General features: G+C 42.5%; 4 protein-coding genes and 1 tRNA gene. 3 read left to right on the forward strand and 2 right to left on the reverse strand.

Annotated elements, in window-relative coordinates:
* The first annotated feature begins 41 nt into the window (after positions 1-41).
* From ACTTJ8_RS10980 to ACTTJ8_RS10990, 3 genes are all read left to right on the forward strand, one after another.
* Positions 42-272, forward strand: coding sequence for a hypothetical protein (locus ACTTJ8_RS10980; protein ID WP_442721208.1), 231 nt, complete (start codon positions 42-44; stop codon positions 270-272).
* A 90-nt stretch (positions 273-362) separates the two neighbouring features.
* Positions 363-435, forward strand: a tRNA-Lys gene (locus ACTTJ8_RS10985).
* Between the two features lie 89 nt (positions 436-524).
* A complete protein-coding gene (locus ACTTJ8_RS10990; protein WP_442716864.1) occupies positions 525-929 on the forward strand; it encodes an acyl-CoA thioesterase in 405 nt (134 codons plus the stop codon).
* Between the two features lie 161 nt (positions 930-1,090).
* Here ACTTJ8_RS10990 and ACTTJ8_RS10995 read toward each other — a convergent pair whose 3' ends face one another.
* A complete protein-coding gene (locus ACTTJ8_RS10995) occupies positions 1,091-5,779 on the reverse strand; it encodes an Ig-like domain-containing protein (RefSeq protein WP_442721209.1) in 4,689 nt (1,562 codons plus the stop codon).
* A gap of 479 nt (positions 5,780-6,258) precedes the next feature.
* Entirely contained in the window at positions 6,259-6,486 is a 228-nt protein-coding gene (locus tag ACTTJ8_RS11000; protein ID WP_442716862.1) for a NifU family protein, read from the reverse strand.
* Between the last annotated feature and the right edge of the window lie 422 nt (positions 6,487-6,908).

Below are 6,908 nucleotides of genomic sequence, written 5' to 3' on the forward strand. Positions count from 1 at the left end.
TATCTTTGTTCGAATATTGATTGGCTTTCAGAAAAAGATGAATGGGCGAATCTCATTGGGTGCTCGATGCAATTCTCGATGAGGATTATTGTCTTGTACGCAAAGACAATGCGGCAGCGAACTTAAGCGTCTTACGAAAAATTGTCTTGAATATTCTGGGGCAGGTTGACTTTTCGGATATCGTAAAAGCAAAGAAAATGCCGCTTATCCATAAGCAACGCCTGTGCGACAAACGCGAAGATTGCCTCGATAGAGTATTGCAGTCGTTATAATGCGGAATCCCTGCGTGATGTGATGCGGGGGCTTGACATAAATTGAAATATACTATATAGTAATCTCCGTTGTTTGTAAGGGAACAATATGGGCTATTAGCTCAGTAGGTAGAGCAACGCCCTTTTAAGGCGTGGGTCGATGGTTCGAATCCATCATAGCTCAAAAGACTGCAAGAAAACTTGCAGTCTTTTTTTTTACCCAATCGCTTAACCTTTGTGAAAAGGCTTGGAATATTTCAAAAGGAGCATACAATGGGACAAATAATAGAAGTAGAAGTTCGGAGCTACGAGCTTGATGCATATAATCATGTCAACAATGCCGTATATCTTAACTACCTGGAATATGCCCGTATGGAATACTTGCGGCGGATCGGATTTGACTATGTAGGGCTTGTTGACGAAGGCTATATGCTCTATGTTACCCGCATCGATATCCGTTACAAGCATTCAGCTCGGCTCTATGATAAGCTGAAAATCGAGGTAAATCCTCTTAAACTCGGAAAGGTTTCGGGGACATTCCAGCAAATTATCAGCAACCCGCAAGGAGACATCTGTGCGGAAGCAGAGGTGTCATGGGCATGTGTTGATAAAACAGGAAAGCCTTCAAAGCTTCCGGACAAGTACTTTGTTGTGGGTCTAGAACCGCAAAAAGCATGAAAAAGCTTTAATCTATAAAAGACTGGATGAGTCCAACTTCTTTTTAAAACAAAAAACGCAGCCCGAGGCTGCGTTTTTTTATGGTATTATGCTTTGCAGATGATCCGTCATTTTCTGATACCGGATCATCTTCGGCATACAACGACCGCTATGCAAGCCTATTAAAAGACATCCACACGTATACCAACCGATACACGGGGTACTACCGCTGGATTCCCCTTGTCTTTTTTTCCCTTGCTCTTATCGATACCGTCACTGACATCCGTCGGTATAAACCACAACTGTCCTTCGGTATATACAGCAAAGCTTCTAAAATACTTTACCTTCTTCTTAGGCAGTTTCACCCGCGGGAATTCGATCTGCCCAAGCAAGGCAGCCAGTACCTGCGGCTTTTTGCTCTGTGTTTCAGTAAAGATAGAGAAGTTTGCCCCTAAAGCAGCAGTCATATAAAGCCATGCCCAGTCAGGTCCTGCAAACCGCTGAAACGCCAGCTCAAATACACTTGCAAGGATTTTCAGCCCGAAGATATGCCCGCCGTAGCGCATATTTTCTAACGGTCCATGTATTGCCTTCCACTGCGAAGGCAGGTATTGACCATAGTGCAGCTGCAGCTTAACACTGTTGCTAAAGAAGCTCAAACCGATACCTATATCCCAGAGTGATGCTCCCAAAAAACCGGTTTCAAAGTGAAGCCCCTGAAAGACCGTCGGTACGCCATAGAAACGCTTATCCCCTTTACGCAAAGCCACGGTTACATTTGTTACGGCAACATTATCCGATGTCAGTCCCGCATAGACGATCGACTGATTATAAAGACCTCCGGCATCCGGTGTTATCAAAGTAACCGTCGGAGGTGTTTTATCAACACTAACAATCATCCGAGAAACAGCCACTTCTCCATTCTTCATCCGTGCACGCACCAAAAGGTAATGTTCGCCTTCTTCCATATCACCGGTTTCAAGCCGATACTTCCATGCTGATTTTGAACTGACGGATTTAAACGACCTGCCGTTATTCAAACTAATTTCAACCGATTCTAATTGCTTTCCGGCAATAGCAGCCCGTAGTTCTTTCGTAGCCGTTTTATCCTCTAATATCAACCGCTCTTCTTCGGAAAGACTATACCCGGCACGTCCTCTCAAATAAGGGCGATCTACTGCGAAATCCCCCATCGCAAAATTATCTATCGTAACCCACGGACCAACCGGATTATAAGTGATGGTATGCACCATTGAACTTTCCGGTCTATTTTTCACAATCTCCGCTTTAACAGCTATCTGGTGATCCCCTGCTGCCAGCTTCTCCGGTGTTATATCAAAGTGAAAATACCCAATAGCTGAAATATCAGAGGTTCCCTGTTCCTGACCATCAATGTACAATGTAACCGATTCAGGGAAAATCGTGCTCGAAATCTTACCGTAAATACTAAATTCTCCAATAAGCGTATCTCCAGTGAGCGGATATAGTAAGTCGATCTTCCCTTTATCATTACTGCGATCAATAATAAAGTTCCGCGCAATATTCGTAAGATTCCCTGCAGCATCCGATCCCACAATCTCGAGGTTGTAAGAACCTTCTGCAAGCTCAGCAATATTGAGCGTCTTTACCGCAAGCAGATCGTACTCCAGCATCATATTCGTAAATTTAGCCGGAACGGTTTGTCCTTCAAGCCCCTTAATATGCAGCACAATATCTTTCAGAGCAATCTCATCATATACCTGCCCCGATATAACCAATTCACTGTCATAATGCCCGCCTGCAATAGGATAATCAAATTTCAATACAGGAGCGCCATTATCAATATTAAGCAAGCTGGTAATAACTGAAGACTGTCCGTATTTATCGGTTGTTCTAACAAAGATAGCATGAGTTCCATCAGCAATAACCTTGGTATTAAATGTATACTGCCAAGATTCGGCTACATCAACCTTATTGTAGGTATTGCCGTTATCTAGCGAAATTTCAATAGATTCAATACCGTTTTCATCTTTTGCAGTCCCGGTAACAGAAATAACATCCCGTACCATTGCCGTACTTGCCGGTGCAAGAATTTCAGATTCTGGCGGCAACAGAGAAACACGTACCTGCCGCTTAAAAACATTGCTTTTTACTCCGTAAATATCTTCAGCATAGATGGAAATAATGTGCTCATTATCCGTAAAATCCGTAAGCGCAAAGGGCACAGAGAAGCTATCTGTTACTTCCAAAGACTGTATCGGTCCTTCATCAATTTGATAGAAAACTTTGGAAACACCGTCATCGTCATAGACAACACCGGAGAGGACAAAATCCTTTACAATAATAGCATCTTCGATGGGTAAATGGACTTCAATGACCGGCTTATCAGCTTCCGTATCAATTTCAAAGTTATAATCATTATAAACCAGCGTATTTCCCAGTTTGTCGGTAAACCTGAACTGCATATCCATGCTGATTGGGGATGCAGCGGTTCCGATAACACGATGAAGAATAGAGGAGATTTCTATCGGCTCCCATGGACGGTCGGCACCTTCGGGTTTGTACTCAGCTTTTTCCAACAAGTTATAATTTTCAGGTTTGAAACCGACAATAATCGAACCGTTTACCTTATCCCCTTCCCGCGGGAATAGCATCGTAACCTGCGGTACTTGTGTATTTTTATAGAACGTACGATATTCAGAACGTTTTTGCCCAAGCGTATCAACAGCATGAATCCCAATAACGATTAAACCGTCAGGGTAGCCGTCCAGAGCTATCTTTTGAGAAAAATTTGCGGTAAGAGGCATCTCATCAGAATCTCCAACCGTATAACCGATAGACTGGAGCGTTGAAATATCAGTAACAGAACCGGACAGTTCAACAGAATCTTTTATTAGCCGAGGTTCATCAGGTTCATTCAGTGTAATAACCGGAGCATTTTTATCAACAACAATATCTACCCCGGTTGAAGTAAAAGTGTTGCCTTCCGTATCGGTGATTACAATCTGTACATTTTTATGAAGCCCCTCAGCCACTCCGGTCAACGTAATCTGCCGCCCGGAAAAAGACAATTCTGCAGACAGCGCAGAATCGAGCAGCTCCACAGAGGCTATATCAACCTCGCCTGCAGGATGGTATACACCGGTTAATTGCAGAGATTCTGCTAAAACTATGGCTCCGTTTGCTGTCTTATTTCCTTCTGCCCATAAGAATGAAGCTTCTTCGGCAACAGTCTGTGACTCAAGTAAAATAGTTTGAGAAACCGCTCGGTCATAAATATCTGTTGCATACACCACAACCGGAGTAAGTTTTCCACTGTAAGAAGCATCGAACGGAATACGGATCAATGCATTTGCAGCGCCCCGTTTTATCGGCATTTCAATTGCCGTATCACCTGCAATGCTGTACGATACGGACTGTAAACCGGTACCGGCAGCACTCACATTGATTGACACGTTTCCTTTATTGTCAGCAGGGATAACCTGCACTAAGCTATCGGAGTCAGCAAGTCCGATAACCGGCTTTGCCCCAACTACAGAGAAAGAAACGGAATCAGTATTGCCCTTTACCCCTTGCGGATTAACAGCATATACTGAAACGGTATGCTTTCCTGCCGCAAGATTGTCAATATGGACTCCAAACGGACCGAGAGTAACCGGTACGGAAACCTCTGCTTCTTTGTCGAGTTTATACCGTATTTCCGAAATACCAAAAGCACTTTCAACAAAACCAGCCAGATATACACTGTTTCCGGTAGAGATATCCGCTGTAGGCTGAGTTATTTTAAGTCGAGGCAGATCAAGACTTTTATCTATTTTGATTGTCCTCGAAACAGTTGTAATATTTCCTGCAGCATCCTTCGCTGTAATTTCAATTGTTTCTGAGCTGCCGGAAGATTGGCTGACATCAAACTCCTTAACCCAATACGGGTTCCCCTTTATTTCCTCAAATGCGCCGCTCTGCTTACCAAGCTTCCACGAAACGGATTCCAAATTAACCGTATCAATTGCCGAACCTGCGATTCCGAATACACTTCCAACCGTTTCAGAAGAAGGCGGATAAAAAAAGTCAACAACAGGGGGGGTATTATCGATAAACATCAAGAAAGTAGAAATCCCTTCTGCACCTAATTTATCAATAGCTTTGAACCAGCACACTGTAGGTCCTTCCGGCATTTTACGTGTATCAAGATCAAGCTTAAAGGAATAAATCTTGTTTTTCTTATTATATTTTACAGAAAGGGGGATATATGTCTCACCGGCATCAAAAGAATAAAAGAGCTTTTCAATTCCGTTTCCGTCTTCAACAATACCTTCAAGCCTTCTTTTACCGGAAACAAGAACTCCTGCATCCATGTTGGTTATGATAGTTTCTGGAACATTGAGATTGAGATTAAAAGATACAACCGTCCCTTTACCCTTTAAACCATTTATATCGACGCCCCATGCGGTAATAGTATGAGCACCTTCCTCAAGTCCTGATGTTGGAAACAAATATGACCAAAATTGCGTACCTTTCGCCCGCACCGGTTCTCCATTATCTAATGCTACTTCGATATAATCAATTCCGTCATCATCAAAAGCGGTACCGGCAGCACTCAAACTTCCGGTAATCCCCATACCCTCAATAGGGTTGGTAATAGATACAACAGGCAAATCCGAATTCGGATCGATATACATGTTAAAGGGACCAGCCTGCCCCTCATTACCTGCAATATCCTCAGCGGTTACTAGAGCATTGTACTTACCCTTTTTTTTAGCAGACAGATCGAAAGATTCGTTCCAGCTTGCGGGATTTTCCGGCGTGCGTGTTTCAACATCTTTTTTACCGAATGCAAATACAGCCGCTATTGCGAAAACACACCAACCGACAAGGAATACCAGTTTCTTCATACAATATCCTTATTATTAAAGTATATACGCTTTGCACACCGCAAAAACGTACTTTCAGGCTCTATAGGTAAGAGACTGAAAATGACAATGGTCGCTATAGCTTCCTTACTAGGAGCTAGAAAGCCTCTGCAAACTTCAATTTTGGAGAAAACTAAGAGCATAAGAAAAAAGTCTATTACTCCACTATCTCCTAAATCGGCATATCATGCCAAAAACTTTAATGATATCAACTATATGAAATGAAGGTTTATTTGTGCGAGGGTTTAATACATGCCGTTTCTCGGCAAGGCTCTGCGTTGGGGTTGTCGATTTTCAGCCGCTAAAATAGCGCGGCTGAAAAAACACAACAAGTTTGCGTACCGCAAACATCGTTTACTGATATATACTCCATCGCACACGAATGCAGCAATTTTCAAAAATAGATATTTCTTCAACTGTTGCATTCTACTGACCGGTTAATGTATAAAACAGACAGAAACCTAAATAGATACTACCTTTTTTATCTCCGGGTAAGATTCTTTTAATTGTGCTTCAATACCGTTTTTTAAGGTCATAAGTGCAACAGGGCATGTCCCGCAAGCTCCTTTCAAGCGAACAGAAACAACGCCGTCATCAGAAAGAGAAACAAACTCTACATCACCACCGTCAGCCTGTAAATGAGGACGAATAACGGATAAGCTTTTCTGAATTTCATCAACAGTAACCATAAACACCTCTTCGTGTGAATACATTAATTTGACACCTTCGATAAGTTTATATAAGGCACCAAGTATTCAAATACTCTAGCATATTAGTTTACTATATTTTACCATACAGTCAATATAGTGAACCTGCCAGAAAATCTATATAAATGGCAATGTATTAACAGCTAACAGCGCAGAACCAGCCCCTCTTTCTGCTCTACGATCGAATGAACCATTCGCTCTCGACGTTTGCCGTACGGCAAACGTCGAGATTGACATATGCGCGTTCCGTGCACGAATACAGCACCTTCCAAAGTTAACACTTTGTTCAGATGCTGCATTTTAAGGGATCTTTAGACGTTTTTTTTATTTAACCGGCGATGCCGGATAAATAAAAAAAGCCCGGCAGCTACCTACTTTCCCACTCTGGATGAGCAGTATCATCG

It is taken from the genome of Treponema sp. (assembly GCF_052169735.1).
Lineage (GTDB): Bacteria > Spirochaetota > Spirochaetia > Treponematales > Treponemataceae > Treponema.